42 protein-coding genes and 1 tRNA gene are annotated in these 26,804 nt (G+C 37.7%); 5 read left to right on the top strand and 38 right to left on the bottom strand.

Annotated features, from left to right (window positions below; genetic code table 11):
- Nucleotides 1-9: 9 nt before the first annotated feature.
- The 38 genes from ACFFIT_RS02695 to ACFFIT_RS02515 all read right to left on the bottom strand — a co-directional run bounded on the left by ACFFIT_RS02695 (nucleotide 10) and on the right by ACFFIT_RS02515 (nucleotide 22,994).
- The gene (locus tag ACFFIT_RS02695; RefSeq protein WP_385876103.1) at nucleotides 10-459 is read right to left on the bottom strand and encodes a hypothetical protein; all 450 of its coding nucleotides are present in this window, start codon (nucleotides 457-459) and stop codon (nucleotides 10-12) included.
- A complete protein-coding gene (locus ACFFIT_RS02690; RefSeq protein WP_385876102.1) occupies nucleotides 449-946 on the bottom strand; it encodes an ImmA/IrrE family metallo-endopeptidase in 498 nt (165 codons plus the stop codon). Before ACFFIT_RS02690 ends, ACFFIT_RS02695 begins: the two co-directional genes overlap by 11 nt.
- Nucleotides 947-1,245: 299 nt before the next feature.
- Entirely contained in the window at nucleotides 1,246-1,425 is a 180-nt protein-coding gene (locus ACFFIT_RS02685) for a hypothetical protein (protein WP_385876101.1), read from the bottom strand.
- Between the two features lie 11 nt (nucleotides 1,426-1,436).
- Nucleotides 1,437-1,928, bottom strand: a complete 492-nt coding sequence (locus ACFFIT_RS02680; RefSeq protein WP_385876100.1) for a phage antirepressor N-terminal domain-containing protein — start codon at nucleotides 1,926-1,928, stop codon at nucleotides 1,437-1,439.
- 152 nt (nucleotides 1,929-2,080) lie between these two features.
- Nucleotides 2,081-2,338: a DUF1799 domain-containing protein gene (locus ACFFIT_RS02675; protein WP_385876191.1), complete on the bottom strand. Its 258-nt coding sequence runs from the start codon at nucleotides 2,336-2,338 to the stop codon at nucleotides 2,081-2,083.
- Between the two features lie 41 nt (nucleotides 2,339-2,379).
- A complete protein-coding gene (locus tag ACFFIT_RS02670) occupies nucleotides 2,380-2,700 on the bottom strand; it encodes a phage tail assembly chaperone (protein WP_385876099.1) in 321 nt (106 codons plus the stop codon).
- Nucleotides 2,701-2,787: 87 nt separating this feature from the next.
- Nucleotides 2,788-3,447: a phage tail protein gene (locus ACFFIT_RS02665; RefSeq protein WP_385876098.1), complete on the bottom strand. Its 660-nt coding sequence runs from the start codon at nucleotides 3,445-3,447 to the stop codon at nucleotides 2,788-2,790.
- 63 nt (nucleotides 3,448-3,510) lie between these two features.
- On the bottom strand, nucleotides 3,511-3,912 hold the full coding sequence (locus ACFFIT_RS02660; protein WP_385876097.1) for a phage tail terminator-like protein: 402 nt from the start codon (nucleotides 3,910-3,912) through the stop codon (nucleotides 3,511-3,513).
- Nucleotides 3,912-4,325, bottom strand: a complete 414-nt coding sequence (locus ACFFIT_RS02655; RefSeq protein WP_385876096.1) for a hypothetical protein — start codon at nucleotides 4,323-4,325, stop codon at nucleotides 3,912-3,914. The genes ACFFIT_RS02660 and ACFFIT_RS02655 overlap by 1 nt, the downstream gene beginning before the upstream one ends.
- Nucleotides 4,326-4,688, bottom strand: a complete 363-nt coding sequence (locus ACFFIT_RS02650; RefSeq protein WP_385876095.1) for a hypothetical protein — start codon at nucleotides 4,686-4,688, stop codon at nucleotides 4,326-4,328. It abuts the gene before it with no gap.
- A 1-nt stretch (nucleotide 4,689) separates the two neighbouring features.
- Nucleotides 4,690-5,151 (bottom strand): DnaT-like ssDNA-binding protein, encoded by a 462-nt coding sequence (locus tag ACFFIT_RS02645; protein WP_385876094.1) that lies wholly within the window; start codon nucleotides 5,149-5,151, stop codon nucleotides 4,690-4,692.
- A gap of 8 nt (nucleotides 5,152-5,159) precedes the next feature.
- Nucleotides 5,160-5,561 carry a HeH/LEM domain-containing protein gene (locus ACFFIT_RS02640; protein WP_385876093.1) on the bottom strand — a complete coding sequence of 134 codons (402 nt, stop codon included), beginning with the start codon at nucleotides 5,559-5,561 and terminating at the stop codon, nucleotides 5,160-5,162.
- Between the two features lie 62 nt (nucleotides 5,562-5,623).
- Entirely contained in the window at nucleotides 5,624-6,583 is a 960-nt protein-coding gene (locus ACFFIT_RS02635; protein WP_385876092.1) for a major capsid protein, read from the bottom strand.
- 6 nt (nucleotides 6,584-6,589) lie between these two features.
- The gene (locus ACFFIT_RS02630; RefSeq protein WP_385876190.1) at nucleotides 6,590-7,378 is read right to left on the bottom strand and encodes a hypothetical protein; all 789 of its coding nucleotides are present in this window, start codon (nucleotides 7,376-7,378) and stop codon (nucleotides 6,590-6,592) included.
- 90 nt (nucleotides 7,379-7,468) lie between these two features.
- Nucleotides 7,469-8,548, bottom strand: a complete 1,080-nt coding sequence (locus tag ACFFIT_RS02625; protein ID WP_385876091.1) for a phage minor head protein — start codon at nucleotides 8,546-8,548, stop codon at nucleotides 7,469-7,471.
- Between the two features lie 8 nt (nucleotides 8,549-8,556).
- On the bottom strand, nucleotides 8,557-9,924 hold the full coding sequence (locus ACFFIT_RS02620; RefSeq protein WP_385876090.1) for a DUF4055 domain-containing protein: 1,368 nt from the start codon (nucleotides 9,922-9,924) through the stop codon (nucleotides 8,557-8,559).
- Nucleotides 9,924-11,414, bottom strand: coding sequence for a terminase (locus ACFFIT_RS02615; protein ID WP_385876089.1), 1,491 nt, complete (start codon nucleotides 11,412-11,414; stop codon nucleotides 9,924-9,926). Before ACFFIT_RS02615 ends, ACFFIT_RS02620 begins: the two co-directional genes overlap by 1 nt.
- A 2-nt stretch (nucleotides 11,415-11,416) precedes the next feature.
- Entirely contained in the window at nucleotides 11,417-12,031 is a 615-nt protein-coding gene (locus ACFFIT_RS02610; RefSeq protein ID WP_385876088.1) for a hypothetical protein, read from the bottom strand.
- A gap of 42 nt (nucleotides 12,032-12,073) precedes the next feature.
- On the bottom strand, nucleotides 12,074-12,448 hold the full coding sequence (locus ACFFIT_RS02605) for a hypothetical protein (RefSeq protein WP_385876087.1): 375 nt from the start codon (nucleotides 12,446-12,448) through the stop codon (nucleotides 12,074-12,076).
- Entirely contained in the window at nucleotides 12,390-13,649 is a 1,260-nt protein-coding gene (locus ACFFIT_RS02600; protein WP_385876086.1) for a site-specific DNA-methyltransferase, read from the bottom strand. The genes ACFFIT_RS02605 and ACFFIT_RS02600 overlap by 59 nt, the downstream gene beginning before the upstream one ends.
- 102 nt (nucleotides 13,650-13,751) lie before the next feature.
- Entirely contained in the window at nucleotides 13,752-14,186 is a 435-nt protein-coding gene (locus ACFFIT_RS02595; protein ID WP_385876085.1) for a hypothetical protein, read from the bottom strand.
- Nucleotides 14,187-14,263: 77 nt separating this feature from the next.
- The gene (locus tag ACFFIT_RS02590) at nucleotides 14,264-14,644 is read right to left on the bottom strand and encodes a hypothetical protein (protein WP_385876084.1); all 381 of its coding nucleotides are present in this window, start codon (nucleotides 14,642-14,644) and stop codon (nucleotides 14,264-14,266) included.
- Between the two features lie 70 nt (nucleotides 14,645-14,714).
- Complete coding sequence (locus ACFFIT_RS02585; RefSeq protein ID WP_385876083.1) at nucleotides 14,715-15,578, bottom strand: hypothetical protein; 864 nt, start codon at nucleotides 15,576-15,578, stop codon at nucleotides 14,715-14,717.
- A 312-nt stretch (nucleotides 15,579-15,890) separates the two neighbouring features.
- Nucleotides 15,891-15,965, bottom strand: a tRNA-Met gene (locus ACFFIT_RS02580).
- Nucleotides 15,966-16,019: 54 nt separating this feature from the next.
- The gene (locus tag ACFFIT_RS02575) at nucleotides 16,020-16,265 is read right to left on the bottom strand and encodes a DUF2829 domain-containing protein (protein ID WP_385876082.1); all 246 of its coding nucleotides are present in this window, start codon (nucleotides 16,263-16,265) and stop codon (nucleotides 16,020-16,022) included.
- A 91-nt stretch (nucleotides 16,266-16,356) separates the two neighbouring features.
- Nucleotides 16,357-16,587, bottom strand: a complete 231-nt coding sequence (gene lysC, locus ACFFIT_RS13305) for an Rz1-like lysis system protein LysC (protein WP_446697443.1) — start codon at nucleotides 16,585-16,587, stop codon at nucleotides 16,357-16,359.
- On the bottom strand, nucleotides 16,526-16,876 hold the full coding sequence (locus ACFFIT_RS02570; RefSeq protein WP_385876081.1) for a hypothetical protein: 351 nt from the start codon (nucleotides 16,874-16,876) through the stop codon (nucleotides 16,526-16,528). Before ACFFIT_RS02570 ends, lysC begins: the two co-directional genes overlap by 62 nt.
- Nucleotides 16,876-17,292 carry a M15 family metallopeptidase gene (locus ACFFIT_RS02565; RefSeq protein WP_385876080.1) on the bottom strand — a complete coding sequence of 139 codons (417 nt, stop codon included), beginning with the start codon at nucleotides 17,290-17,292 and terminating at the stop codon, nucleotides 16,876-16,878. The genes ACFFIT_RS02570 and ACFFIT_RS02565 overlap by 1 nt, the downstream gene beginning before the upstream one ends.
- Nucleotides 17,293-17,353: 61 nt before the next feature.
- Nucleotides 17,354-17,683, bottom strand: coding sequence for a hypothetical protein (locus tag ACFFIT_RS02560; protein ID WP_385876079.1), 330 nt, complete (start codon nucleotides 17,681-17,683; stop codon nucleotides 17,354-17,356).
- Nucleotides 17,673-18,071: a hypothetical protein gene (locus ACFFIT_RS02555; RefSeq protein ID WP_385876078.1), complete on the bottom strand. Its 399-nt coding sequence runs from the start codon at nucleotides 18,069-18,071 to the stop codon at nucleotides 17,673-17,675. Before ACFFIT_RS02555 ends, ACFFIT_RS02560 begins: the two co-directional genes overlap by 11 nt.
- Before the next feature lie 164 nt (nucleotides 18,072-18,235).
- Complete coding sequence (locus ACFFIT_RS02550; protein WP_385876077.1) at nucleotides 18,236-18,664, bottom strand: antiterminator Q family protein; 429 nt, start codon at nucleotides 18,662-18,664, stop codon at nucleotides 18,236-18,238.
- Nucleotides 18,665-19,243 carry a recombination protein NinG gene (locus tag ACFFIT_RS02545; RefSeq protein ID WP_385876076.1) on the bottom strand — a complete coding sequence of 193 codons (579 nt, stop codon included), beginning with the start codon at nucleotides 19,241-19,243 and terminating at the stop codon, nucleotides 18,665-18,667. It lies immediately after the preceding gene.
- 1 nt (nucleotide 19,244) lies between these two features.
- Nucleotides 19,245-19,664, bottom strand: coding sequence for a recombination protein NinB (locus ACFFIT_RS02540; protein WP_385876075.1), 420 nt, complete (start codon nucleotides 19,662-19,664; stop codon nucleotides 19,245-19,247).
- A gap of 1 nt (nucleotide 19,665) precedes the next feature.
- Nucleotides 19,666-21,072, bottom strand: a complete 1,407-nt coding sequence (locus ACFFIT_RS02535; RefSeq protein ID WP_385876189.1) for a DnaB-like helicase C-terminal domain-containing protein — start codon at nucleotides 21,070-21,072, stop codon at nucleotides 19,666-19,668.
- On the bottom strand, nucleotides 21,065-22,039 hold the full coding sequence (locus ACFFIT_RS02530) for a DNA replication protein (protein ID WP_385876074.1): 975 nt from the start codon (nucleotides 22,037-22,039) through the stop codon (nucleotides 21,065-21,067). The genes ACFFIT_RS02535 and ACFFIT_RS02530 overlap by 8 nt, the downstream gene beginning before the upstream one ends.
- Nucleotides 22,032-22,193: a hypothetical protein gene (locus ACFFIT_RS02525; protein WP_385876073.1), complete on the bottom strand. Its 162-nt coding sequence runs from the start codon at nucleotides 22,191-22,193 to the stop codon at nucleotides 22,032-22,034. Before ACFFIT_RS02525 ends, ACFFIT_RS02530 begins: the two co-directional genes overlap by 8 nt.
- A gap of 40 nt (nucleotides 22,194-22,233) precedes the next feature.
- Complete coding sequence (locus ACFFIT_RS02520) at nucleotides 22,234-22,677, bottom strand: YmfL family putative regulatory protein (protein ID WP_385876072.1); 444 nt, start codon at nucleotides 22,675-22,677, stop codon at nucleotides 22,234-22,236.
- Nucleotides 22,678-22,760: 83 nt separating this feature from the next.
- Nucleotides 22,761-22,994, bottom strand: coding sequence for a DNA-binding protein (locus tag ACFFIT_RS02515; protein ID WP_385876071.1), 234 nt, complete (start codon nucleotides 22,992-22,994; stop codon nucleotides 22,761-22,763).
- A gap of 104 nt (nucleotides 22,995-23,098) precedes the next feature.
- Between ACFFIT_RS02515 and ACFFIT_RS02510 the strand changes: the two genes are divergently transcribed.
- From ACFFIT_RS02510 to ACFFIT_RS02495, 5 genes are all read left to right on the top strand, one after another.
- Entirely contained in the window at nucleotides 23,099-23,929 is an 831-nt protein-coding gene (locus tag ACFFIT_RS02510) for an XRE family transcriptional regulator (protein ID WP_385876070.1), read from the top strand.
- A gap of 49 nt (nucleotides 23,930-23,978) precedes the next feature.
- Complete coding sequence (locus ACFFIT_RS13385) at nucleotides 23,979-24,101, top strand: YdcA family protein (protein ID WP_512701383.1); 123 nt, start codon at nucleotides 23,979-23,981, stop codon at nucleotides 24,099-24,101.
- Between the two features lie 478 nt (nucleotides 24,102-24,579).
- Nucleotides 24,580-25,122 (top strand): hypothetical protein, encoded by a 543-nt coding sequence (locus tag ACFFIT_RS02505; protein ID WP_385876069.1) that lies wholly within the window; start codon nucleotides 24,580-24,582, stop codon nucleotides 25,120-25,122.
- On the top strand, nucleotides 25,119-25,886 hold the full coding sequence (locus tag ACFFIT_RS02500) for a DUF1828 domain-containing protein (protein WP_385876068.1): 768 nt from the start codon (nucleotides 25,119-25,121) through the stop codon (nucleotides 25,884-25,886). Before ACFFIT_RS02505 ends, ACFFIT_RS02500 begins: the two co-directional genes overlap by 4 nt.
- Nucleotides 25,887-26,586: 700 nt before the next feature.
- The gene (locus ACFFIT_RS02495; RefSeq protein WP_385876067.1) at nucleotides 26,587-26,742 is read left to right on the top strand and encodes a hypothetical protein; all 156 of its coding nucleotides are present in this window, start codon (nucleotides 26,587-26,589) and stop codon (nucleotides 26,740-26,742) included.
- Nucleotides 26,743-26,804: the final 62 nt, after the last annotated feature.

Below are 26,804 nucleotides of genomic sequence, written 5' to 3'. Positions count from 1 at the left end.
GTATGTAATTTATTTTTTACTTGAAAATAGATACTTAACCATAACTAGCACAATGCCAAACACCTCAATTAGTGTTCCAGACATATAGATATTTAACGCAACATCACTAAAGTCCAACCCGCCAAGTCCTACAAATATAAACACAGCATTCATTACTGCTAGCTGAACACCTAAAACCCAAAAGAAATAATATGCGAATTTTTTCTTTAGTGTTATGTCTGTTGTTAAATCATCTTGATTAATTAAGTTATAACGTTTTTCAATATCTTCCGGCGATAAGCTACCAAGGTGCTCTAATTGGTTAAACTCTTGCCTTTCTTTTGTAACTTCTCTTGTTATTATTTTTTTTGTGCTGACTGAACCAGTTTTACTGTCTGTCTCTCCATGCTTAGCTATTCTTTCGCTATGGAAAAATGACGTTATCCACCCTTCGCCCTGTTTAGAATCATCATCTTCCATAACCATGAATACCATATTCCTCAAGAGCTACCCTGATTACATCATCAGGAACTCCAAATCGATATGCCATCATGGCTGGTGAGCAGTTTTCCTTAACATCGTGCAATAAAGCTTCTTTAGGTATTAATAGTGCAAGAGCAAACTTATTAGCTAGCTTCTCTTCTTCATTCTGATTTTCCTGAGAAAGCTTGCTGAATAAATCAACATATTCATATTCTTTTGAATTTTCAATGTTGCTTTCAAGTCGCTGAATGTAATGTCCTAGTTCATGCGCGCACGTAAAGCGCATTCTCTGTTCGCTGTCATTCTGGTTCAATAAAATAACAGGATCTCTATCAGCTCTTTTAACAAGGGCGCCAGAAACATCAGGAGGTGTCTCTAAAGAATATACTGAAAGCCCCATTTTTTTAGCTATCCAAATAGGGTCAACTGGGAAATATCTATTTTCCCAAACAGTATTTAATATATTATTAGCGGTCGTAATCATAGCGATACCTCCACTTAGCATTCATAAAAAAGCATTGTAAGTAAATTCTAGGTACAAAAAAACCAAGTAAAATGAACATTCGACCTGGTTAAAAGATAATAAAGCATATACTTTATTCATGTAAGTTGAATAGCTTGGAATTATTTTTAATTGCTATAAATGCAAGCTTTCTTTGAACCTATAGTACCAAAATTATAACCAAGGGTAAACCATTAGTTTAAAGTCTGCGAACTGATGTGCGTTTTAGATCACAAAATGAAAACTATCCTCTTTATACAAATTGAAGTTAAGGAACAATATCAATAAATTAGATGAAATGCTTTTGTTGAGGTCGTCAAATCAACGACCCGAGTAATTCTATTGGTAGTCGAATCAATTACCATTGACAATGTCGAGGTCGTTGATTCAGTGACCTCGCAGCTTATTTCTTTTCCCCAATAAGCATAAATTCGAATTGCAATTGATAGCGTTTCGTCCAAGCCTCAACCCTTTACTTGATTTCTTTCTTGGCTCTTTTGCGTACATTCATAAATACAGCGCCTTTACTTGCATTCTCAAATGTCTCTTTGTCGTATCTTGCTATTTCTTGGGCTTCCACTTCAGCTGGAGTAAGTTGCTTGCGCGTTGCGACTCCCTTACTCCAATAATCATGCAACGCTACAAAACATTCTTCTTGGTAGGCTATTAATTTGTCCCTAACTGATTCTTTAACTTTTTGTGGATTGATACTAAATAACCAGCCATTTAATTTCTTTAGTGGAATACATAACATTTGCCGCAATTTTCCATCTTGCGCAACTGTTGCGATATCGCAACAGTTGAATTTATGCGCTGCTCTCTTCAATTTGGTGGATTGACTAGCCCAATCTAACCCAATACCTTCGATTACAGGTCGCATAGCTACATATTCAATCCCTTTTATTTTAGTGGTAATTAAAGAAGAGCCTTTAAAAATTACAACTGTGCTTAATTGATTTTTCATAATAATTCTCCTTATGGAATGAGCCAAAGCGCACGGATATGTAGCCCACAGAGTTAGAATTAACTACTTATCCCATTGACTCATTCCGTAAAGCTCTATGTATGTATTTCGCCGTGCGTGGCGCATAAAAAAGCCCCGATGATTAGTCGAGGCTATTTGTTTGATTTATGGATTTCAGCCAAGGCGGCTGATTCCATGATTTGAAGATCACTAAAAATTTGCGGTCGCTTTTTCTTTTTGATACCAAGTAGATCGAAAATCGCAGGTAAAGCGTTGTAATCTAGACCAGTGGCGCCACCGAAAGAGTAGCGCCATTGGGTACCTAAACGCTGAAATATTGTCACGCTTAATTCATTTTCTGGATAAACATCAATACTAAAATCATCTGCAGAAAAACCAAATGAAGCCAGAGCCGATTCATCAACTTGCTGATATAAAGCTTTTGCGACCTCTAATAGTTTTTTTCGCGAGCGCCTACCATTTCTTGTGTGTAGGCTTCCATAATTGCATTAGCAGCTCTAGGGTAACTATCAAGTAAAATTTTGAAATTATCTTCATTAAACTTATCATCTAAATCCCAATCAGAAACAAACCTAGCTAGATACTCTTGATTGCTAATGTCATCATCACTATCAATTTCCATTAGCTCTGTAAGTTTCTCTCTGGAATGATGTTTAAACGTGAACTCAACGTCTGCATTGCCTTTGCCTGGTACTGGTATTTTTACTTTTAGTTTAAATGTAGGATTTGGGTTTAGTGTTAATTTAGCCATTTTGCACCTTTTAAATATTGTTGATTATTTGCGCACCCCAGAACGGGGGAGCGCAAAGTTTAGACTTTTATATTTTATATAACTCAGCTACACGCTGAATTTATGGAAAGTTAAACGAGATGACTCAACGTTTATACCTGCTGAAATCGTTTCAGCTTCATTCTGTTTTGATGTTGGAGTGTCATCAAATGAGATTGTTCCTGCAAAATAACGATTTTCGCTCGCTTTAGGCACATACATCTTGATTGCATGAATAGCTTGCGATTCGTCAGCCTTTCTCATTAATGGATAGAACGGCAAAGTAGAATCATGAACAATCGTCAGTTTTACCGCCTTTGGTGATTTGTACGTATTAATTTGACGCGCTTTATCATCAGATAGAAATTGAACCTCGGTGGTTTGTTGTTCCCCACCAGAAAAATCAATATCTTTAATCTGAGATATTTCAGTCCAACCATCTACTTTTTGAAGTGAGCCAACACCGCCACCTGTGTTGTACTTATTGGTGTCAGATGTATCAACTTCTTTTAATTTTGCCTTGTCAGCAGTAACCTCAATTTCAGTAACAATCTGATTAATACCGGACCATCCTGATTTAATGACAACAACATCACCTGTTTTTAGTCCGTGACCAGTTGCTAATGTAACTTCTGGTGCTAAAGCATTGGTGATAGCTGTAAACTTTACTTCGGCAAGCAACTTGGTACTAGCGGATAGCGTTGCGCCATTTGGTAATGAAATAGCCATATAATTTCCTCTTTTAAAAATAAAAAAACCGCACTAGGCGGCCGTTAATGTTAAATATTTAGTCTAGATATCAGCTCGATAATTAAAGCTAATAGGTTGAGTAAAGGTGAAGTTTTGTGTGATTGATGGAAGTACGTTTGGAACGCTAACTACATGAACCTTTATGTTGTCATCACTTAAAGTATTATTTAAATCAAACAACTTAATTAACTCATTTGCGATTTCAAGTACTTGTGATACTCCAGCTCCTGCCTGAGTATTGATGTTAATCTGACACACACCTTTATACGTTCTCATACCCCCTGCGACATCCATAGATAAGGTCGTTGCTGGCATGATATGCAATTCAAGATATGTTTCTGATTTACTATCAAAATTGCAGTTTGGATATGCCACTTTAAGTCCCTTTGATTTGGCATACTGGGCGACTTTAGAGCGAATAATATTATTGATTTCCTTTTGCATTATCTATTTAACTCCCTAGATATCTCATCAATCCACCCTTGAATCTCGGTAGCTGTCACTCTAACCATTCCCATAGGAGCTTGTTTTGAATGACCGCTTTCAAGTTTCATGGCATAAGGCAAACTGTTTTGAATGTATATTGCCTCAACTCCAGAATCAAAAGCATCTAAAACAGCTTGACCAGTACTCAGTGCGATGGCTCCAGTAGGATCTAACAGTTCGAATTGGGTCATGTCTTGTTTGTTAAATGACACATGCCAATTCCCCCTAAATCGTCCTGTATCAACAGGTGATTTAGCAACAACCGAACTTAAAGCTCTTAATCCAAGCATCTTAACGAAATCATCTAACCTGCTTGAATACTTCTGCATTAACCCAGAGAAATCAATATCCCAACCAGATTGATTAGACATTTAACACCTCAATTGCAACTCATAGTAGATGACTACATCTGTTGGTTTGAATGGATTAGGGGCTACAACTCGCCACTTTTTATCATCCATCAAAACAAAGTCACCTGTTTTAATTTCACTATCAGAAACAGCCATCATCTTGACATCGCCTGCTTGAATCAATGTTTCTCCAAGTTCTGATGGGTATTGCATTTGCCTCGCACCATAAGAAAATCTGACCCCTTGAATTTCAAAGGTTTCATCTTCTTTGACTTGCTCGATGCCGTTAACAATTTCAATGCCTCCTCCACGCATAACTTTATATTTCATGCCGTTTTTGGAGATCATTCTCATTGCTGCTTGCCTAGCTTTTTGATAATCCATACTACCCCCTTGTGATAGTTGCTGAACCAAAGTTGACTTTGGTCGTGAAAGGTTTAAGCAGTTCATCAACCGCAGGGAACTTCTTTTTGAAACCGTCAGAGTTGACTGCGAAAGTTGTTGACATGGAGCCAAGTGATTCGCTGACAACCTGAGGCTCGTGTTGTGACGGCATCAAATCGCCCTTGTCTGCTTCAATGGCCAGAATTAACTGAGCCGTGATGATTTGCCTCGGTATCGATAAATCAACATCGCTATCTATCCCAATCCGTGGAAAAGACAGCGGTTGACTTGCTTCCATGCGTGAGCCTGAATACTCTTTTGATTCGAGGTAATCCATTGCTCTTATCAAAAGATGTTCAGGTTTTCCATTTAAAGTGATACCTCGTGCCTCAGCGTAGTTGTTGAGTTCTTCAACGGTTGCGTAAGAGTTAAAGCCCAGTGAATCAATATTTGTATCAATCATTAGGACCTCTACTCCTTGTCACCCTCGCCAGCGTTGATGTTTGCATCTGCGCCTTGCTTTTCGGCTTGTTGTGATTCTTCAAGCAGTTTTACCAATTCAGCCTTACTAGCGTTTGCATTAAATTCAATGCCTCTTTCAGCTAAAAGCGCCTTAATTTGCTTTGATGTTAACTCGGTTTGCTTATCTGGTTTATCATCACTTGATTCTAAGCCACTAAAATCAATATCAGCCACATCATATTTATCCAAATAAGCACTTGGCGCTTCACCGCATACAGCATCAGCTTTTTCGATTAAATCACCGTCCCGATAAGCTGTACTATCTCGGATAGTTAAAGCATTGCGTCTAGCGAAGTCGATTTGTAGTGCTGAGGCTACTCCAGCAATAAACCACAGTGTTTTTTTATTCATAATTGAACCTATAAATTACAAAGGGGCGAAAGCCCCTTGAGTGTTGATGATTGAAAGGCTAATTAGCCTTTACTGATATAAAGAACGCCTGCAGTGTCTTTATGGCTAGAAGAAACACGCTCCCAGTTTGCCGAGGTACCAATTGCAGTATCAGTTGGAGAAACTCCACCGTTTTCTTTCAGCCATTTGTAACCCTGAACGCTCACGTTATAAGACCATTCTGCTTGGTACTTACTTGTGATGTTCTGTTTACCAGTGGTGCGTTCTAACACTGCGTCAAAGTCATCGTTATTGGCAACACGGACAGACGCGTCAGTTAAGCCAAGTGAGCGGAATTTACGAGTGTCACCAGTGCCTTGAACTAGCGCTTCTGAGTCAGTTACAACCATTAATCGACCGAATGGGTCACGTTGAATGTTTACCCCCTCATAAGAGAATAAACGCTCGTTATTAGTCAATGCGCTTTGATAAAGCTGACTTGCAGCGCCTGAATGCATAATCCAAGCCTTAATCGCACTTGAGCGGTCACCAAATTTAAAGCCTGCATCAGTTAAACCTGCAAACGATGCATTATTTGCGCTACCATCGTGAGTTACATCCGCATTTCCTGAAATAGCGGCTACTGCGGCACGAATACCTGTGTTAACCATATCAAGGGTTCTTGCTTTAGCTAGTTGCTCACCGATAGTAAATGCTGCTAATTGTGGATTTTGTTGAACCCAGTTGTATTGAGCATTATCCCAAAGTAACTGAGGGGTACCTGCCGCTACTTTGATAGCGATATCAACTAGCTGTTGCAAGCGAGCTGACGCGATATCAGCATCGGAGTTCACATCACGTCTGCGAACAATTCCATTTACCGCTTTAAAACTTGCACGAATCGCTTCATCACCTGTGATTGGTTTATTCTCGATGATAATGGTACCTGCTGATGCTTCGTTAAAAGCGTTGATGTTTTGAGCTGCTAATTCAGTGATTGCAGTATATGTTTGTTGATTAAAAATTTTTAAGTCAAAGGCCATAATTATTTATCCTTGTTTTGAGTTTGCATTAAGCCACGCAACGCGTTGCTCGTCAGTTTTGCATTCTGCTAATGATGCAGGCAGATTGCTGTTTGGCTTACCTGTGCCGCCAGCCCCAGTGCCTTGCGCTGTTGGCCATAAATGCGGTGCTGTTTCTTTGGTTGATTCAATCCACTCTTGCACTGAAAGCGGTGTTCTTCCGTCTTTGCCGTAAATGACTGAGCCATCTTTATCCAGTGCGACAGCCTCGCCATCATCACTGATTTGAAAGATACCTTGAGCACGTAAAAGCAAATCTTCGTCAGCTCCAGAAAGGACACCGGCTTTGCTAGCAATCCCACGAACTAAATCCCCAAGCATTCTTCCTCTGAATTTATTGGCAAATTCCCTTGCTGCTTGAAGTTCAGCATCTTTCGCTTGAAGTTGCTTCTCCGTCTCACTTCTAAAACGTTCTGTTCTGCGATTAAGCACTTCATCAATTTTGCCCTCGGCAATTAACTTAGCCTCTTCATCGTTTTCAAAACGTTGCATAACAGCTTTAAGGGCGACTGGGTCTAATCCCTCAAAGTTTTTGAGTTTCTCTTTGTGCTCCCTAAGCTCGCCAAGTAACTCATTATTTTTGGTTTTAAGGCCATTAGTGACTTCGTTAATTTTCTGGTCAATAATTGTTTGTACTTCAGGTGTGATTTCAGGAGCTTTTGGAGGGTTAGCATCTCCACCGGCACCACCATCAGCAGAGCCATCTGCACCCGCAGCATCTCTATATAAGCGCCCTACTGATTGCGCCTCAATCATCATTCTTAAAAATTTATTCATTATTGATTTCCTTTATCTATAAACGAAAAAACCCACTACAGTGAGTGGGTTCGGTTGATTTAACTGCTATTATAAAATTTTCTTAAGTTGCTCTAATGTCAGAAACTCGCCATTGTCAGTGAACATCTTCTCGACTGTTACACCGTCTCGCATTAAAAGGGCCCTTTCCTTACCGAGTACTTGGACTTGACGCTCAAATGATTGTCTTTGTATCCAATCGGAGTATTTAGTATCTTCTGGTACCTGACCGTCCATTGAGGCTCGTGTACTAGGCTTAAGCTCCTTGAAGTCAAAGCCCATTTCTTTCCATGATTTGAGTATTGGGACCATTGAACTGCGACAACAAAAATGCGCTTTCCCTGCACCACCTAAGTATGGCAATTGATGCCCTATTGGCTGACCATCAAGCGTGTATTTTTTTCCATCCCTTGCTATACACGTTGGAGAAGTTCTGGTGTCAAGAGTAGAACACCAAACTTGACCCTTGATATATTCTTCATTCGCTTTAAAAAGCTCAGTCCGTGTTGTAGAAGCGTAATGAGAAACTGCAGTTCTAACGATTGAATTCACATTCTTTCTGTTAATTTCTAGAATGCCATCTTTGTATTTGTTTTTTTTGGTACCAATGATTTTTCTAGCAATTTGCTGATTGGTTAATCCTTCAACATAGCCGTTATACACCGCTTGAACTATTTTATTTAAACTTACCTCTGCTAACTTAGCCGCCCATTCTCCTAACAATCTACCTTGAAATGGCTTTTCAGCAGCTGTTACTGCTATAAGAGTTTCCGAAGCAGCTACAAATATTATCTTTGATAATATTTCAATTGGAATAATCGAAGCAAAAAGAGCGTATTGCTTTTCGTTGACCGTTTGAGAAAACTCCTCTAACTCCTTTTGTAACTCACTAAACCTTGAATTAAGCTCATTGGAGTACAACTCATTTATTGGCTGTAGTGCTTCCTCAATTTGAGATAACGTCAAAGAATACACATTCAATCCATCTAAAGCATCCAGTAGCTTTCTCTCAATTACTGGATCGAGTTTTAATAGCGACCTAAGTAATTTTTGTGCTGCTGAGCGCCCATATCTATCAATGAATATACTTTGATAAATTAATCCATCTAATAGCTTTTGACTAATGCTCATTACTCACCTCAAATCAACTGAGTTTGTTGTTCAAGCTCAGTCATAATCTCGTCAGGATTCGCCTCTGGGTCGATGATTTCAGCCTTTTGCAACTGATTAACCATATCTATTTTGCGAATCGCCCCTTGTTGCCAAGCTGAAACTAAAGTCATGACGTTTTGAGGGTTGATTTCAGTGCCAATAAACTTGCGATTAATCTCAAACAAGATATCTTCATCTTTGATATTCATGTACTTAGCGCAAAACTTAATCGCCTGAGTATAAGCCTCTGAAACGTTTGATACGCACGTCGCCAAAACAGATGTTTGCGCGCTTGCGTCATTCTCGGCTTGTGTGGCTGTTTTATTGCTACTTTTAGCTTCAACCAATCTAGCGCCAAGCATTACCATCAAATCTTGCTTATCAAGCATAGCTTCACGTACAAGTGGATTAGGTTGAGCCTGTGTGTAATTAAAAGCCCCACCAACAGGAAGCAATAAAGCATTTCTAGAGCCTATTTTTACACCTGATTTTTCAAGATGATTGCGCCATTCTTCAGTTAGACCACTGATTGATGGTTGAACCTGACCACAGAAAAACACGCTGTCTTCATAATCAGCGCTGTTGCGATAATGAGCGATGTTCATATTCGCCAGATCTAAAAGCGGTGATTCATCGATTGAAGAATCATTATTTTGAGCCCCAACAAATGTACAAGGGATTTCATCCCATGCGCCACCACCTGAAACATTAGGAGTGTATGTGGCATCAACGACAAGTTCGCCTTTATCGTTAGCACGATGAACCCGACAAATAAACTTTCCATCTTCAAGCTTTAATTCACGATATTGCGTGATTGATTTAAAACCGTATCCATCAGCCACTTCGATAATTTCTTTCAAAACCACTAGAACCAATTGATTACGACCGTTAATTCTGTCAACTCGCCAATTAATCACATTCTCAGCAGGATACGATAGGATTTGAGCCTGTTTCGATTGATTGTTGTAGTCAATGTAAAGAAAATGCCTACCTACCTCTAAAACATTCTCAAGTACATTCTGGGCCTGTTGGTAGATTGAAGTTCCTGAACCATCTGCATTCGTTTTCAAGAAGTCCAATTTTTCACTTACATTCATAAGTGGGTTCTTTCTAAATGCCATGCCCAAGTAACCATTTTTAGTGGTACCAGTCGCATTAAGAAAAACTGCCCTTTCTAAATATGATTTGTTTCTAGCGTCATTTTCTGGACTATCGTTAGTGGGGTCCAATTTAGGCAAGTAGTCATTGCCCTTTTCTTTTACTGCTTGCTGCCCCCGACAAACATCTCTTACCAGTTGCCAAACTGGGTAAGCGCTTGTCAGCTCTGGTCTTGTAAATGTGATGTCATTAGCCATTAGTAAATTGTTCCTAAGTTGATTTCTGTCGCAAACTCGACCTTGTTTTTAACTGATACGGCGAAATATCTAAAAGCATCAGCACCATGTGAGGTATGATCGTGAAGTGGCTTGTCTTTCCAACAGCCCCTTTTGTCGTCCCACTCTTTACGATAGCCTTCAAGATGCTTTATACCCTGGTCGCACTTGGCGCTATCAAATACGCAATGAGGTAATAACTCACGAACCGCCTCTATACCTGTATCCACGCTGACCTTTGGCGCAATTTTGAAAGAAACGCTATATATCTCACCGTCAATTTCGTAACCTTGCCGTGCTATCTCTAATCGTGATTTGGCATCGCTCATCATTTCCCTATTTTGAATATCATGCGGTGCGGTATGACTGCCATACTCATAGCCTTTGTCTTTAAGCACTTTGAAGTAGTGTTTCATGCCCTCGCCTGAATTTTCATAGTAGTCAATGATGTGCCACTCGGTACCAATCTTTCTAACAAACCAAATCGATGTAGAATCTCCCACCCCCAAGTCCCAATACGTGTGTACCGGCTGATGTGAGTTGTCAGGTAGATTTTCAATGATTCGTTGATTGGAGTAGAGGTATAAAAACTGTTTAGCGTAGTAAGCACCCTCGATAGATTGTTTAAATGCTTCTTCTGGTATCGATGGATACTCACGCATGATGTCAGTGCCGAGCGTTTTCTCTTTCGCTTGGTACCACGCTTTTTGTTCAGCTGTTAATTTTATACCATGCTTTGATTCAAGCTCATCAAAGTACTCAATTAATCTGTCTGGTAACTTACCTGTCACCTCAAGAGAGTATTCAGGATTTAACCACCATGAGAAGAAAAAGAATTTCCAATCAAGTGGACTTAACGTAACACCCATTTTTAGCATTTTTTCGGCTAATTGAGAGAACTCAAAGAAATAACCACTCCTACCCTCGGCTGTTGATTCGATTGTCGCGAAACAATCCTTTGAGACAGCTTCAAGCGCACCAGTAACTATTTCTTGGGCCTTGTGCGGATACTTAGCACATATCTTTCCAAATTCTGAAATGTGCAAATAACGTAAGGTACCACCCCTAAAAGAGGTTGATACTGTTACCGAACCGCCTTTTTGAAAGACTAGCTCACCTGCCGCATCATTGCTAGCTGGATTAGCCGCTTTGATTTCATCAGGCAACTTGTCGTAGGCGAACTTGACCTTTTCTCTAAACAACCTTTTAGCGTCAGGTAATGTATGAGCAATCAGCGCACATTTAGCTCCCTCAAACAGCGCCGCATCGAGTTGCATAATACAAACTAATGTCGTGAACCCTAACTGACGCGCTTTTAGAATGATGTTGCGGTGATGAATGCTCTCAAAGTATGCAAGTTGCTCGGCCGTCATCTTGAATCGGACAATTTTACCGCTTTTGTCAACGATAAAGTACAAGTGGTTTAACCGCCAGAACTTATCTTTTAACAATCTGATATGCTCTGGTTTCATGGTTAGTTATTCCTGTTGGTTAGCTCATCCATCATGTCTGAAATTGTTACTGTTGCGTTTCCATCTTTGTTATCTTTGCCATCAGTAATGTCATAAGCCTGTCGCTCTAAAGCAATCATATTTTTCATTGCCTCGCTTAACGCCTTAACTGATTTAACTCGTTCTGGTAGTGCGATTATCGCCATGTAGATGTCATTGAGTTTATCCCTTCCGTTGTCATCAGGCTCAAACATTAATTGACCTAATTTGCGTAATGAGTCGATGTCAGCACATTGCGAACCTAGCTCATCAAATAAAGCTGTGACAATCTCCCTAGCTCTCCTAATATCGCCCCTATGTTGCATACGGATATTAGCTATAGCCTCAGCAGTTGACTCTATAAGTACGCGCTCTGTTAATTTTGATTCACTGCGTACCTGCCTGCGTACCTCTTGTTTGCGTACCAAATCTTCTGAACGTTCTTTTATCTTTGCTGATAGGTCTCTTGACCATTCGTCTCGCTTGGCACGCTTTCTTATTGCTCCTTCACTTATATTATGAAGTGATGCTATTTCTCTTAAAGACAATAAACCAGCTCGATATGCCGATTCAATGGCTTCCCAATCTGGCTTTTTCATTTTTGAAATACCTTTTATTTTTAATGTTACTTGTTGAAAATTTTATTCCTCTGGGTGCTGCAAATCATCCATGATATCCGATAGGGATTTAACATCATGGTTCTCAATTATTTGTCTTTCTTTGAATCCGGCTTTAGTCTTTAACCAAAATATCATTGCCGTTGTATCGCCTGAGATGGCTTTGTTGTATAACGCTCCGCCTACATTGGCATTCGCTATTGATGATGAAAGGTCTAACTCTTTTCGGTAGTACTTATAAAGTGTGTCTACGCATATTCCAAGTACTTCAGCAATTAACTCGTGCCGTGTACCAACCATCGCATGCATTCGAACTGTTTGTTTCTTTTCAGCTGTCGGCTCATGCGGTTTCTGCCCTCGGGGCTTTTTCTTTTTCTCGTTCTCTACTGACTTGCTCATAGGTCTTACTTGATGACTCCAATACTGCTTGCTTACCTTTGTGCGTCTGCCAGCGTTTAACGATGACATCGCAATAACGCTCATCTAATTCCATTAGCCTTGCTTTCCTTTTTAAATTTTCACATGCTATTAATGTTGTGCCACTACCGCCAAAACTGTCCAAAATAATATCGCCCTTTTTAGAGCTGTTGTTAATTTGATATTCAAATAGCCCCACAGGTTTCATCGTGGGATGTTCACCGTTTCTTAGTGGCTTATCGAATTCAATTACCGTTGTTTGTTTTCTATCAGAGTACCAATTGTGTGAAGCTCCCTCTTTCCATCCATATAAACAGGGTTCATGTTTCCAGTGGTAATCTTGCCTACCCATTACCATGGAGTTTTTATTCCATATTAAACATTGGCGAACTTTCCAACCAATATCTACTGCTGAACCTCTGAAATTGTAACCTTCTGAATCAGCGTGCCAGATATAAAATGATGATCCTGGTTTCATAGCTGAATCAGCTGCCGTGTAGCAATCGACTAAAAACTGTCTAAAGTCACTATCGCTCATGCTATCATTCATGATTGTAAGTGCTTCTGGTGTTCCACCTTCATAAGCTACATTGTAGGGAGGGGCAGTTAACCATAAATCAGCAAGCTCATTATTCATTAAACTGGCCATATCATCCAAGCTAGTGCTATCACCGCACATTAATCGATGCGGCCCCATTATCCACACATCACCTCGTTCAGACACATAGGTTTCTTGAATTGATTCTGGCTCAGTATCTTCACCTGCAGTCTCCAATTCATCTTCAAATAAGAGTAAACCCAATTCATCATCACTAAAGCCAATTAATGAGATATCGAAATTCATTAACTTCAAATCTAACAATTCAGCCTTGAGTAAATCGTGATCCCACCCGGCTTTTAATGCTAGTTGGTTATCTGCAATGATGTAAGCGCGTTTCTGTTCGTCTGACAGATGTGATAGTTCGATAACGGGTACTTCTGTGATGCCTAATTGTTTAGCCGCCAATACTCGTCCATGACCTGCAATGATCCCATTCTGACCGTCAGTCAAAATAGGGTTAGTGAATCCAAACTCTTCAATCGATTTTGCTATCTGCTTAATCTGTTCTTCGCTATGGGTTCTTGAGTTTTTTGCGTATGGCATTAACTCGTTTATGTTTATCTTTTTTATAGTCTCGACCATAACTTTATTTATTACCTTTACTACTTGTTAATTTGTTGGTGCCTAGAAATGAAAAAACCCACCGAAGTGGGTTCATTTGAGAGCAGCTTTTAAGCTACGTGTTTATGTCGGAGTTATATTAGCATTAATTTCTTTGTATATCTCATTGTATTTATCGCTCTTTGTACTAGACCACCATTCAGTTGCTACTACAATCTGATTTAATTTTCTTAAAACCTCCCAATCATTAATGGTTGGTTCTATTGCAAAAATTACATAATTTCTATATTTAGAATTGTTTTTTTCGAAAGTTTTTATAATAGTTCTCTCAGCTATAATATCTCCAAGTTTGGTTGGTTGTGTACTTTTGAGAATTAGACCTAATGATTTCCGTGTTATGGCATCTTCAATATCATTATCTATGTTTTTATAATTATCTATGGTTGGTAATATAATTAGCAAATTTTGATTGGTTTTCTGAGCACTACCAAGCGCGCATTTGAATGCTTTTTGTCGTGTTTCCGATAATTTCTTACCCACAAAAACGTTAAAACCCATTATTACCACCTTTGAAGAATTTATTAAATATTATTGCTAATGTAGCTTAAGGTTATGACTAATTATGTGATCAATATCTAATTATTTAATATTCGTCTCATTTCTTTAATTCTAAAAACCTCTTTAACCACCCAATCACTCAGATAAGTTAAAACTTCTTGATTATCATAAGACGGTTTTATTCCTGAGTTATCAAGTACAGCCCAAGCCGCATGAATTGATTCGTGGCTAATTACATGGAATGGGATATTGTCTATATCATCAAATATGATGATCACAGATAAACTCCCATTGTTACCAAAGGCCTTGATTGTCAATCCGTTATAATCATCACCATAGTGTTCAAAATCAATATTTTTGAAGTAGGATTTAGCTGCTTCAATTGATTCGCAGATACTGATGTGTCCTGCATAGATAGGAATTTTTAAGTGGACGATTGGCTTAACTAGCTTTTTCATTATAATACGACCTTTCATTAGTTACAGAAATAAAAAACCCGCCGAAGCGGGTAAGCACTAATATGTATAACTAATTACAGTACTGATTCCAAACAGTATCGAAATCTTTAACTTCTTCCTCGATAAATGCTACACCAGGAGAGAGGCTTGCTACATATCTTTGGGTTACTTTTCCTCCAAGATGGTTATTGGATGACACAAACCCACATGTAACACCTGACCCTGATATATTTGAAACTTTCTCGCCAAAAAAACTTGCTGACTTTGGATCTAACAATTTGTTCAAAATAGAACCTCTAGAATTAGCAATTTTGATACTATTAATCCTTTTTTCTTCCTCTACTGCTGCATTTGCCTTTTCGACCCGCTCACTATTCTCTTTTTGCTCTTTATATTTCTCGCCAAAAATGGGCTCCTTTGCATTTATAAATAATAAGAAACATAATGAAAATATAGAGGCTCCAATAAAACTAAAAATTGTATTAGACGTATATTGATATGAATATACAAATATCGCTAGTTGTACTGGTATACTAAACAACAAATATAATGTATCAGCCCTGACCGCCCAAAAACAGGTTAAGAACACCACTAAAACCGTTAATATAAAAAAAGCAATTTGATAGAAATTATGCCTTTTAATTTGCTTAACAGGATCAACTCGCTTTTTTGGTCTAACTGTCGGGGTACTGACTTTTATTGCTTCTTTCAGCTTACTTGGATTTAAAAATGCTTGATGATCATAAGCTATCTGTAGCATATAACGGTTTCCTACAGGCTCAAGACCAATAACTTTATTTGCTTTTAATTTATTGATTATTGTTCTAGCTTCTTCTCCATTCAAATCAAACGTATTTTTTAAAATTTTATAATCTATTGATTTATTTTTCATTATAAAATCAACAACTTCCAAATATTTTTCGCTTTTAACCACTTCTCAGCCTCTCAATTAAGTAAAAAAACAAAAAAATTGTACTCTTGGATTTTACTATAATCAATTATTTAATTAAGAACGACCAAATAATGATATTTGTAAACTTTTATTTAATAGTCAGTTTTTTTCTTCTTTTTTGAATTTAACGTTGTTAACCGCTACCCCAAGAAAGAGATAAATTATTAAAATGCTAATTAAAAAATTCATTTTCACCTCTAAATTGAAAATATAATTGCTAGACAAATAGCGATGACTGCAATCTCAAAACTGGTTAGTTTGTTATCTGTCATTGCAATTTGCCCATTGCTTAATTGGAAGCGGATACTGGAATCGAACCAGTTACCTACAGCTTATGAGACTGTCGAGATGCCATTTCTCTAATCCGCTATTTGGTACCGTAACGAATTACGGTACCTGATTTATCTTGTCTTTGACCGTCAATTAATCAACGATTGCCCAATCTTCGGCAAGAATATCGGTTTGACTAGCAAGCCAAGGGACTTTTGCGCTAGGTGTCGTTTTCGCGTTATCTGGATAGTTAAGGTACAGGTATGGCAATGTCATTTTAGAGTGCGAATCTGGCACTTGCATTTCAACCCACAAACCTGAACCATTCCAGCCACTACGTTGAACCTTCTTACCTTGTTTTACAGCCTCTAAAGCTTGTCCGAAATTTAAATTACCCATGCTTTCACCTTTGTTCATTTTTTATACTTTAATAATCCAAATTTGGAGAATCAAAAACTGATGGTATTTTCCAAAATGGGTCTACCCACTTTTAATTAACTAATTGCTTAGCTCTTACAGCTTCAATCTCCCTAAGAGCCCTTTTATCTACATTGCATTGACCTAGCTTGCTGATTAACTCAATGTTCAAGTCCATACTAGCCCCAAAAGTTAGCGGTTTAGGAATCATCGGGATATTGATGTCGGCTAGCAAACTTGGATCAGTTGGTTGATGTAGCGTTACGTATTCGGTCCGCGTACTCCCGCAACCGATTAGAAGCATCGACAGGCACAAGAGTGCGAGAACAGTCAGCAGTCTGTACAATGGTGCGTATCTGCTGTTTTGTTTGATTCTCATCATTAGCTAAATCCTGTTTATTTTGAATAACTGCCATGCTAACCTGATTCATTGATTGAGTTAATGCAGACTGCAGTTTAATCGTTGTATCAAGTTTAGTGACTTGGGCATTAGCGAGTGTTAAACTATCTCTTAGGCTTAACGTGTAATTAACACCAAGTATCAATAGCCCAAAACCAATAACAGCCAATAAAATAAGATGGGTTTTACTCATTACGGATACTCTTTGCGAGATAACTCAAAATGAGGACCATCATAAAACCGCTCATCATCTGAACGACCATTCTCGTTCCAGTCGCCGCCCCATCGGATATGAACCCCTAATTCTTTGGCAGCTTCAAACATTGCATCTGAAATAGCCTTAAATTTCGGTTTATCTTTCCACGGGATTGTTCCATTTATCCATGGAGCACAATCAACTGCGTGACCGGTAATGTGGCGAGAGTTCATAGTTTGGCTTGCGCCTTTAGCAAATAAATCCCTTTGCCTCTCTTTTGTTCTTAAACCCTCTATGACACGGAAATCGACTGTGCTTTTATGAAGCGCTAAAGTGACGACTTTCACTAAATCTGGATGAACACCTTTAAGGTTGTTAAGGCTGACTTCTGAAAATTTAAAATGTTTTGCCATTATTACTGCTCCTATAAATGAAAAAACCGCCATTAAGGCGGTAGATGTTATTATTGAATGTTTAGTTACCAAGAAAAGGGGATACGGCTCTCTTGGTTGCTAGATAAGCATTACCACGTTCGATAATTACAAATAATAAAAATGTAGTGTTAAATCCAAGCTCGCCTAGGTCGATATTACCGTCATATCCTAACGTTAGTATTCTGTATGAGATAAATCCCATCCAAAACATCATTGCTGTAGCTAATAGCGATTTAAAGAAATTAGGTTTCTTTTCAGGCGGCTTGTGATATGCGAACATTAAAATGAAGTTGAGTAAACTTACGACCAGATTTGATATTGTCATCCAATTGTACGTTTCAAATAAAAGCTGAATGTGTTCATTCATCATTTGACCCCTTTCTAATGTCTTGCACATCCTTTGCTACACCCTTGATTCCTTTCTTCTGAATATAGGCATAAAAAGCAACAAATGATGATGATAAGAATAATGCTATACCGAAACCCATAAAAATATTATCGTGAGATATCCAGCCCTGATTACCCATATAGATTTGGACGCCTGGTGTCATGAAATAACCTGTCGCAAAAGAAATCAAAGCTAATGGTATTTTTAAGGTTAATTTATAGTGCTGATTCAGAAACGTAAACAGCAGAGCGCCAATCAACGACCCTGCAAATACCAAAGTTTGATAATCGTAAAAAGGCGATGAAATCACTGCTGTTGTAGTCGCACCCGCCACTGTTACACCTGCGGCAACAATTGTGTTTGGTTCCATTGCAACTCCAATAAAAAAAAGCCCCAGCGGTTAGACTAGGGCTCGAAATTTAGATATAAAAAAACCGCAATTAAGCGGTTTATTGTTTTGTAATGCTCAACTGCGTACAGCTACAGCAGAGTAATGAATTTATAGTACATTAACTGCAAAATAATGCAATCTTTTTAACCTGTTTTTTGTAAAGATTTTAATTGATTGAATCTTTTATGTATTTTCAACCTGTATTCATCAAGCACTCTATTAGCAACATAGTAATAGGTTCTTAAACATGGTCTCTTGCCTGATTTATCTGTTTTTCTGTAGTATCTAATTGCCACTTGGGTATTACTTGCCAAATAAACATAATAATTAACTAAAAATTCAAAAGCTGGCTCGCTCTCAATCTTAATCTCTTGCATTATTTCATCAATCAATAAACCTGTATCGTCATCACACATAGGCCTATTTTGATATTTTTGTGGATTCACTCTAGCCATTAATTGACCAAGCATACTCACCTCACGCTTTTCAAGTCGACCTGAGTACACCCAAGCGCCCCAAGTCTCCATTAGATTTTCGATTTCTTGTGTTTGTTCTGGGGTTAGCTTTTCCATTTATTGCTCCATATTCTTGAGTTTATCTTTGTACTGCTGTTCAATCGCTTTTAATTCATCTACTGTGTACTTTCTGTTCTTGTGATTGCTCTCTAACGCTTCAGTTCGTTCTAATCCAATTCGTTTTATTAATTCGACACGGTAGGGCACTAAATTGCCTGATTTATGCTGATTGCAGACTACGCACTGTTTATGTATGTTATCCTCATCAAATCTCAATTGAGGTGCTGATGCGGTCGTTCTGTAATGTCCTGCGTCCCATTGAGCTGTTGTAGTCGTTCCACATGAAATACACGGTAAATCCTTGTCTCTTGCCCTGATGAATTTATTCACTGCTGCTTGAGCTTTATTCATCCAATGTGAGCGAGGTTTAACGCTTAACTTCCTTTGCCTTATTTCGGCTCGCTCGACTTTTAACTCCTCGTTTCTTTTTCGTTCCTGCTTGATTCTGTTTTCATGCCTGATTTTTTGAATTGCGCAATTTGGGCTACATACGCTTTGAAGTGGCTTTGTTGGTTCAAACGTCTTTTTGCACCATTTGCACACCTTTGATTTCAACTTCCGTTTTTTCTTTTCCAATTCAGCCTCCAAAGCGTTGATATTCATCTGGTAACACATCTTTAAATTTGACGTTATTTTCGGTACCAAAGGCAAACATCAGCTCAATCATAAATGTCATATCTGATACACTCATAGAGCGAGTCGATAATCCTACTGCGATAAACCCTCGCCCCTCCATATCAGGGACAATCGTTAATTTTTTAATTTGAGCAGTAAAAAAATCTTTCCATTCTTCGCTAGTCAGCGTATAGCCATACCAAACAACTTGATCTGATATATCTTTTAACATCGCCCACATGAGCGCATTTTGCTCCAGCGTGCGCTTACTAGGCTTAATCTCAATCATCAAAGGCTTATCATCTCTAGTCTCTAATGAGCGAATGTAGTCAATCGCATTTTGTTTAATTTGATTATTGCGAAGAAAGAAAGACTGTTTCATATTAAAACCCTGATTTTGCATAACGTTTTTGTTTTGATTCTTCAATTTGCATAAAAGCAATTTTCGCTTGGGTCTGGTCAGTATTTTTCATTGAGCCTTGACGTTGCTCAACGAACACTGTCCCACTTTTACCATGTCGATTAAGCCTTAAAATCAGTTCAGTTATGTATTGATTAGCGTTTTCGTCATAGGCACCCTCACGATATATTCCTAACCAGTAATCACAATCTTGTTCTATCTGGCCAGTGTCACGACTATCGCTTGGCAGCGGTCGTTTATTAACTCTTTTCTCTAAATCACGGTTTAATTGAGTTAATAAGACAACAACGCAATCAAGTTCTTTAGCAAGGTTTTTAAGCCCCTTTGTGATCATTCCGTATGCGAGATCATTTCTATCAGCTTTTTCAGCTTTCATCAGTGTTAGATAATCAACAAAAACCATTCCTAGCGAGCCTTTGAGTTTTTTAACTCTACGACACTCTGAAACGATATGAGCGAGTGAAACACCTGGTGTGTCATCAATGAATAAATTACCTGTTTGAGCCATTTTATGGGCTGCTGCAAATGCCAGCGTGTAATCATTGTCGTTGTCTGGCCCCATGTAAAAAATATCGCTATTCAAGCCTGTTTGTTGAGTAATCATGCGCTCAAAAACTTGGTCTGTTGGCATTTCTAAACTGAATATCGCTACCGGTCTATTTTGATTAACTGCACAGTCAACTGACATTGTCGTCATGAGCGCTGATTTGCCCATTTTAGGTCTTGCTCCAACAACGAATAGAGACCCCTTGACCATTCCTTTGGGCGCTAACATCTCGTCAAGTGATTCAATCCCTGTTAACAATCCCCTTGAATCTGAATTTGGATCTAATCTTTGTTCAAGTTTATTAGTCCAATCAGCGAAAACATCATCAAGTGCTTTAAGTCCTGTTGCTCGGCCTGTACGTGTATAATCATTGAGCTGATTAAACATAGTGCTAACTGAGTCTAGTTTTTCAGATGTCGTTAAAGCGTCATTCTCATAAAACATCTGGGCCATTTGATTTAGTTTTTGCAAAGTAAATCTTTCAATCGCCTTGTCTTTGACGATACGAGCGTAAGTTTCAATGTTGGCTAGGCTTGGTGTATTTCTCGCAATCTCTGCTAAGTAAGCGAACGTGATTTGCTCAGATAGACCTTGAGACTCAATCTCGTTATTCACAGTGATCAAATCTATCGCTACTTGTTTTTTAACCAAGTTTTTTATTATGTTGTAAATCGTTTTATTCGTGTGGTTATAAAACGATTCAGCTTTGAGATTATTTAAAACACGTTGGCAACGCTCGTCATCACCGGTAAGTAATAAACCGCCAATGATTGATTGTTCAGCTTCTAGCGATTGTGGTGGCAATGGTAAGTTATTATTTATCATCATGAAGACCCTCGCGCACTTCAAGGTAAAGGTTTTCAGACAAAATATAACTAATCGATTTCTTGCGCCATTTGTTCCCAGTTGAGTGATTGTATCCCTCAGTGAGCATCCAACGGCAACGTTTAGCTATGTACTCAAGATATGATTTCCAGTCATCTAAAGTGAATGGTGCGCCTGGAGTATTTTCTAAATCATTTTTAACCTTTCTGGCTTTTTGCCAGAATAATCTGATTTGTTGCCTGCGTTTTTCACTTAACCCTCTAGCCGATATCTCAGGCAATACCTCGTTAAATATTTTTAATACGTCCTCACAACGTAATTGTGGTTTTTTAGGTTCATCAGATTTTGATGATTCAGGTTGCTGTTGCGAGTCGTTGTTAAACGACCTATCTAATACGTTAGTATTAGATATATTATTTATTAACTTATTATATGTGGCACTTTGTTGGCATTCTGTTGGCACAACCTCCGAGCTATCCTTTGCGTAGCTTACTTTTGCGATGGCACTTTGTTGGCATTCTGTTGGTATTTTTTCAGGGTTGCTTTGTGTGTTTTCTGACCACTGATAAGAGTCATAATTTAATATAGAAACTATCGAATAGTGTTTTCCTGCCGATATTTTTATTGCTCCATGTTTAACCAATTTATTTAATAAATACTTTACTCTATCTGTGCTGATGCCAGTCTCATACGACAATTCTTTTCTGCCAGTTATTAATTGACCTCTATTGATTGCGATCTCATTTCCATTGAAAGTGAAAATGCTTGGTTTATAGCTTGCATCCATCAAAAGATGAATAAATAAGTGAACAGCCTCTGAATCTTTATAAAAAGATGTTTTCTTGATTTTTCTATGGAGCATCACAAACCCCTTTGCTCCTGATGAAACACTTAAATCAGCCTCATTTTGGCGCTTAATATGATTAATTCTCGCTTGGTTTAAATCTAATACTTGATTACTCATCTTGACCGCCTTTTGATTTCTGGTTATTGGATTTAGACTGCTCAAAAGCCTCTCTCAGTTTTTTTACTGAGTTAGGTGTAAACCCATTTAAAAAATCAAGTCGCTCAAGATTCTTGTGTTTTAAGTATCTTTTTGATACAATTCTCTTATTCATAATTTTAGTTCCTCCTAAGCCACGCTGTAACGTGGCTTTTTTATTTCTGATAAACTTTTAAAAGCGCTAGAATCTCGCTTTTCTTCGAACCAAAGAACTGATGTAAACAGTTCAATATTTGCTCTTTCTCTTTGCCATCAATAACTCCATCTTCTATCGCTTTTGACACAACCAAAGACAATAGAGCCTTTTTTGCATCTGCATGAACCGAAAGATTAAAAAGCTCAACCGCATCCAACTCATCAGCGTCTGGGAGCTTTGTAAAAACACCCCCTTGTCTTTTTGCGAAGTACTCTGCTAAAAACGGTTTACCTGCGATGTCTTCAATTGCCTCAAGTTCATCAACCGAGAAAAATCTGCACTTGTTTTTTTCGTACAGTCGATTGTTAAAACTGCTTAACTCCATACCCAAAGCTCCTGCAACTGCAGAACGACCTCCTGGTACCTCATTGCACAAATTTATGATTACTTGTTTGATATTCATTGCGCCTGACCTTCATAGTTAACTAACTAAACTGTTAATTTTTAGTAGTTTTTTATTTGTTAAAAATTAGTAAAATGTTTTGACTAGTTTGTTTCTTTGAGCAATGTTTGCTTAGATTGCTCCAGTAAGTTTTCAGCTTTAAATTTTCCGTTGGATAAACTCTCAATTTTTTGAGCGTAATTTGTCCCGCCAAAAAACTCAGTTTTTGGCAAATAATTATTTGATATCCACTTGTAAACCGCCCTTGTAGTAACACCACAAGCATTGGCTACATTGTGAATTCCAACTTCTAGTATTGCATCTTTAATTGAATACAAAGTTCACCTCCATAAGTTAAATTGAACTATTAATTCAGATTATATATGAACTAGAAGTCCTTTTCAATAAGTGTATAATTGAACCTATGGTACAAAACGAAGAAATGCGCACAACATTTGCACAAAGGCTAGCGCAGGCCGCTGAAAGTGCAGGATTAAAAGAACATGGCAGAAGTACAGCTATTGCTAAGGCGATGGGTGTTTCTACAAAAGCTGTTTCAAACTGGTTTTCAGGAAAGGCAGAACCTGATCAAAGTCGATTGGGTGAATTATCAGATTTTCTTGATGTTAACTTGTATTGGCTAACTGGTCACAGTGACGAAATATCAAAAACGTCAGAGAAAAAAATCAAATCTGGTATGCACAATATATTAGGTGTAGCAATGAATGCCCCTTTCGGTCCAATAGCTGGAATATTAGGGGGAATAATTGCTACTAAAAAACATAGAGAGAATGAAATTCCTAACAAAGAAAGCTGGGAATCTGTTGTTACATGGGATTCAGAAACACCTTTAGATAGTGAAGAAGTTGAGGTTCCATTTTTGAAAGATATTGAGCTCGCTTGTGGAGACGGATCTCACGATTATGGCGACTACAATGGATTTAAATTAAGATTTTCTAAAGCTACATTGCGGAAATTTGGTGCGCCTACTGACGGAAGTACAATATTCTGTTTTCCTGCAAAAGGAGATTCTATGGAGCCAATAATTCCTGAAGGATCAACAGTTACTGTTAACATAGCTGATAAGCAGATCGTAGATGGCAAGGTATACGCCATAAATCAAGATGGTTGGAAACGGTTAAAACTTTTATATAGAACTGGCCCCAATAAGGTTTCAATACGTAGCTACAATCAAACGTATGAACCAGAAGAAGCTAATCTTGATGAAATTGAGATTATTGGGAGAGCAGTACACTTCTCGGTGATGCTTTAAAATAGTATTATTTTTACTAACAACGTTTTCAATATCATTAGCTTCACCTGTGATTGCTCGCAATTATCCATATTCAGGTAAAAAAGGTGGTGTATCTCACTGTACAACAGACGGAAAATTTATGTGTAATGATGGGATAATTAGTAAGTCTAAGAAAGTCTGTCGTCTTTAAACTTATCAAATAAATTGAGGTGATATATGTTTAACCATTGTTTAGATATAAAACTAATAAGTTATTTTGGTCTTAACTTCACCTTTCTAACTGGTTACCATTACATCTCAAGTAAAATAATGAATCTCCTTGTGTTTAATGAATACGGTTTTTCAGATGATCAGCTATTTATCTTTGAGTTAATTTATTTTGGAGTAACTTTCATTGCATTTATTGGGTTGTTATATTTGTTTTTCTCGAAGCAAACTTTATTCAAAGGTAATAAAATGTGCAGAAACTGGTTTACAGCTCAAAATTTATCTTATAACGCTGTGATTTATGGATTATTACTATTTTCTTTTTGTTCAGTTCCTTTTTTAGCTTTTTTGTAATTTTGAAATGGTGTTTATGTTGATTTTTAGGCATGAACTAGATTTTAAATCAAATAATGAAAAAATGTAGGAATCATGATACTGATTGTTAGAGGAAATACAAATTAATGGCTAAAAAGGATGAATATTACCCTTCACAAGCAGAAGTTGATAAAATAATTCTTATGCCCAAAAGTGTCAATTTAACTGATGCTACTTGGATTACATCGCCCCCTCCCAATAGAGTACCTATGTGGATGCAAATGAACTTAAGTCCACTTGATGAATTAGGATATCCAATAACTCATTTAAGATTCATATTGCAATATAGGCCTGCTCAAGAAATTGAATCAGGGGAATCTAGTAAGCTTAGTATTATAGCTTTGTATCGCAATACTAGAATCTATGCGTTAGATCCATTTCCATATGACAAACATACAAATAAGGCCATCGTTGATCACCCAGATTTTTCTAAATCAGTTACAGGTGCACATTACCATTTATACTTCGAACATGCTAAATGCGATATTGGCTTAAAATTACAAAGCAATTTAGCTCATGATGATGTTGATGGATATTGGAGTATTTTCTGTAGTAAAATGAACGTAACGCAAAAAGGACGTCTTGTACATCCACTAGAATTAGAATCGGGACAGTTGAGGTTACTATGATTTGTAAAGATCTTATTTTAAAGATGGGCTATGAATGCTTCAAGATTAATGACTCACTCACAAGAGTTCTGAGCCCATTTACATATCATGATGATGGTGAGCATATTGGTGTTTTTATTCATGAAATAAATGGCGGTATGAAAGTTAGTGATCGATGTGATGCTTTGATGAATATGGAAGCAAGAGGTATCGAAATTTCCAAAAAAAGGCTTAATATAATCAAGAGTCTTCTGGTATCTCAAGGGTTAGATATGAATGACCGAGGTGAAATCATTGCTTTTGGAAGCTATGATAATATTGGAGAAATGATATCTAATGTAATTAAAGGTGGTGTAATTACTTCTGTTATATCCTTGGATTGGTACAAAAAACACGCCGATGAAGATAAATTTGAAAAAATAGTCATTAACTACTTAAAAAGCTCAAATATAAAAGATCGTCTTTTTTTCAGACAAAAATTATATGGAATGAGCGGACATGAAATCGTTGCCCCTGTAAAAATAGCGCAAAAAAATAGCTCAGTAGAAAAATACTTGTTTACATCAAGTATAAATTCTAATAGTGGTTGGAATAGAGCTTATTCTTTATTTGGTCAAATAGTTGACTTGAAATATGCTAATTTAAACTTGAATAATCGCTATGTTGTGATTGACAGTGATTGCCTAGATAAGCAATTAAATCAATTAACAGTATTATTTAATGATTCAGCTGTTATATTACCTTATCATTTGAGAGATAATTGGATTCATAAGATAGCTTCATAGACATATTTAATAAAATATAAAAAAACCACCTCCGGGTGGTTTTTTTATGTCTGCAGTTCCCCTTCCCTACGATATAGAGTGATCTACCTCTCAAAAATACAAGTTATCGAATAAAATTCACTCAATTAGCACATCGTATTTATTTGAATTAACTCAACAAGTGAATCAGCAGTTCAATTTAAGTAAAATAAATTGAACCATTAGTCTTGATTAATTTGAACTATTGGTACATAATAACCCCATAAAGCAAAACGCTTTCGCTCTTTAACAAAATGAATAAGCATTAAACAACGGTGGGAACTACCGATGCGGCTTCGGCTAAGTGCTAGCGTGTACGCATGGTGTGTATGCCTTACAACCTTTCAACTTGCGAGGGCCATTAAAATGAAGTAGTTAATGTAGTGCCGACCAGCAAGCAACAGTCATAATGTTGCCCCGAGTCTACTTGATAGAGCCTGCTTGATATCGGGTGAGGGTTAAATATTAAAAGGTATTGTGGTGCGGAAATTTAGCTTGTTTCTTATTTCAGAGCTAATCATCAGTTAGTCCATGAGGCGCAAATAAGCGAGGCTACTGCGAGAGTGTAGCATGATTATTCAAGCCTATTCATTGAGTAGATTTGCATAATCATTGACGGGGGTTGGTGATTAGTTCGCTGTTGTTTATTGCCCTCTTCGGAGGGCTTTTTAATGGGGGCTATATGGAATACGGTCAAAATGAAGTAAAAGAAATTGTTGATGCGATTTGTGAGGCTAGAAATAAAAAACAGAGTGGGTCAATCTTAGTTGGTAATTTGTACAAGAAAGATTCTGACGGCTGTTACAGAATGTTTTTAGTCGATAACGAATCTTTGTAAGCATCCGACAAACACATGTCGTTCATTCGATTTCGTCAAGTATAATAGGCATTATTGAGGCT

It is taken from the genome of Thorsellia kenyensis, assembly GCF_042432445.1.
GTDB classification, from domain to species: Bacteria; Pseudomonadota; Gammaproteobacteria; order Enterobacterales; family Thorselliaceae; genus Thorsellia; species Thorsellia kenyensis.
The sequence above is the reverse complement of the archived record's forward strand: the minus strand, read 5'-3'. Positions and strand labels throughout refer to the sequence as shown.